Source organism: Floridaenema fluviatile BLCC-F154 (genome assembly GCF_041929135.1).
GTDB lineage: Bacteria > Cyanobacteriota > Cyanobacteriia > Cyanobacteriales > Aerosakkonemataceae > Floridanema > Floridanema fluviatile.
Genome location: NZ_JBHFNS010000008.1, coordinates 1 through 1,888, shown reverse-complemented (window position 1 = coordinate 1,888; position 1,888 = coordinate 1). Strand labels below are relative to the sequence as shown.

General features: G+C 36.8%; 2 protein-coding genes. Both read left to right on the top strand.

What is annotated here, in order from left to right; genetic code table 11:
- The first annotated feature begins 22 nt into the window (after window positions 1-22).
- Window positions 23-1,165, top strand: a complete 1,143-nt coding sequence (gene recF / locus ACE1B6_RS00280; protein ID WP_413255229.1) for a DNA replication/repair protein RecF — start codon at window positions 23-25, stop codon at window positions 1,163-1,165.
- A 119-nt stretch (window positions 1,166-1,284) separates the two neighbouring features.
- On the top strand, window positions 1,285-1,668 hold the full coding sequence (locus ACE1B6_RS00275) for a hypothetical protein (RefSeq protein WP_413255228.1): 384 nt from the start codon (window positions 1,285-1,287) through the stop codon (window positions 1,666-1,668).
- Window positions 1,669-1,888: the final 220 nt, after the last annotated feature.

Genomic DNA, 1,888 nt, shown 5'->3' with positions numbered 1-1,888 from the left:
CCCCAATCCCCAATCCCCAGAAATGTACTTGAAAAACTTACACTTAGTTCAGTTCCGAAATTATCAAGATCAGTGGGTGGAATTTGGTGCGCCAAAGACTATTTTGGTGGGGAATAATGCACAGGGAAAATCTAATTTGTTGGAAGCGGTGGAGTTGCTTTCTACTTTAAAAAGTCATCGGGTAACACGCGATCGCGATTTAGTTAAAGAAAGTGCAGAATGGGGCAAAATTGCCGCGACATTGGCACGACAAACAGGCGAAATTGACTTATCTTTAACGCTGCGGCGAAATGGTCGTCGTACCGTGAGTCGTGCTAGTGAACCTCTAAAACGGCAAATAGATTTTTTAGGCACAATTAACGCAGTACAATTTTCTAGTTTAGATTTAGATTTAGTTAGAGGTGGTCCCGAACATCGTCGTAGTTGGTTAGATAATTTAGTTGTTCAATTAGAACCTTTTTATGCTTATATTTTGCAGCAATATCATCAAATTCTCCGCCAACGAAACGCTTTATTAAAAAAAATTCGGGAACAAGGAATAGTTAATGATGCGTCTATTTCTTCGGTTTCCCATTCCGAGTTAGCTTTATGGGATGCCCAATTGGTTACAGCTGGAGTACGGGTAATGCGTCGGAGAGCTAGAGCTTTACAAAGGTTAACACCTATTGCCCGCCATTGGCATCAAACTATTAGCGATAGTACAGAAAAATTAGAAATTAAATATTTACCTAGTGTGGTGATGGAAAAAGATGATTTAGAATGGTTACAACAAGGTTTTTTGGAGAAGATTCAACAACGAAGTATTGCAGAACAACACCAAGGTACTACTTTAGTCGGGCCACATCGAGATGAAGTAGAGTTTTCCATTAACCAAACTCCTGCTAGACAATATGGTTCTCAAGGACAACAGAGGACGTTGGTGTTAGCTTTAAAGCTGGCAGAATTAAAGTTAATTGAAGAAGTAATTGGGGAACCACCTCTGCTGTTATTAGATGATGTGTTAGCAGAATTGGATTTAAACCGTCAAAATCAATTGTTAGAAACTATCCAAACCCGATTTCAAACTTTAATTACTACTACTCATTTAAGTGCTTTCGATCCTGTTTGGTTAAATGCTTCGCAAATTTTTTATGTGAAAGGGGGAAATATTTCTCTTCATGTCTAGAAGACATAAGGTAGAAAAGCAATGATACCAAGTAACAAATCACTAAAATTCCAGTTACTACTTCCCGATTTAATGTTTCTGGAATTGAGAATTGAATTAGGTAATTTAATTAAGTTAACATGGTAAAAATTATCACCGATCAGGAAAAAATTAGAGAACTCGCAGAGTCTCTATACTGGATTCGTACTAAAGAGCCTGGACGTTTCTGGTTTCAAGGTAAAGATGTCTACTTTGATGTGTTTTTTAAAGTAGAAAATGAGGAAATAGTTTGGTTTCAATTTACTTGGCAAGGAAATGTGGTTTCCTGGGACAAAAGTGAACCTAGTTTGAAAACTGGGGTAACTAATGAAATGAGTTATTGCGATCGCCCTTATCCTGCCAGTAAAACGGTTAAATTCGATCTCTATGCTAACCAGGAATTGCTGGAATTTGTCAAGGCGATCGTCAAAATTTGCTCGATAAAAGAACCAATTTTTGCCCAAGCGTTAAACTTCTTTAATTAAAGTTTCATGATTTCAAAAATCTTTAAAATTAAACAATATACTTCTTGCAAAAGTCCTAAGTCTAGTTCTTTTTTCCCAGATAAGCTGTTACGCATTTAAATCACTTATTAACGAGTAGGGTGCGTCAGACGTTAAAGCCTATGTAGAAAGGAAAATATCTAAATCTGACGCACCCTACAATATGACTTTTAAATGCGTAACAGTTTAAACACAAATAAAC

Coding starts and splice junctions, on each gene's coding strand:
- recF (WP_413255229.1), top strand. CDS start 23: ATGTACTTGAAAAACTTACACTTAGTTCAGTTCCGAAATTATCAAGAT.
- ACE1B6_RS00275 (WP_413255228.1), top strand. CDS start 1,285: ATGGTAAAAATTATCACCGATCAGGAAAAAATTAGAGAACTCGCAGAG.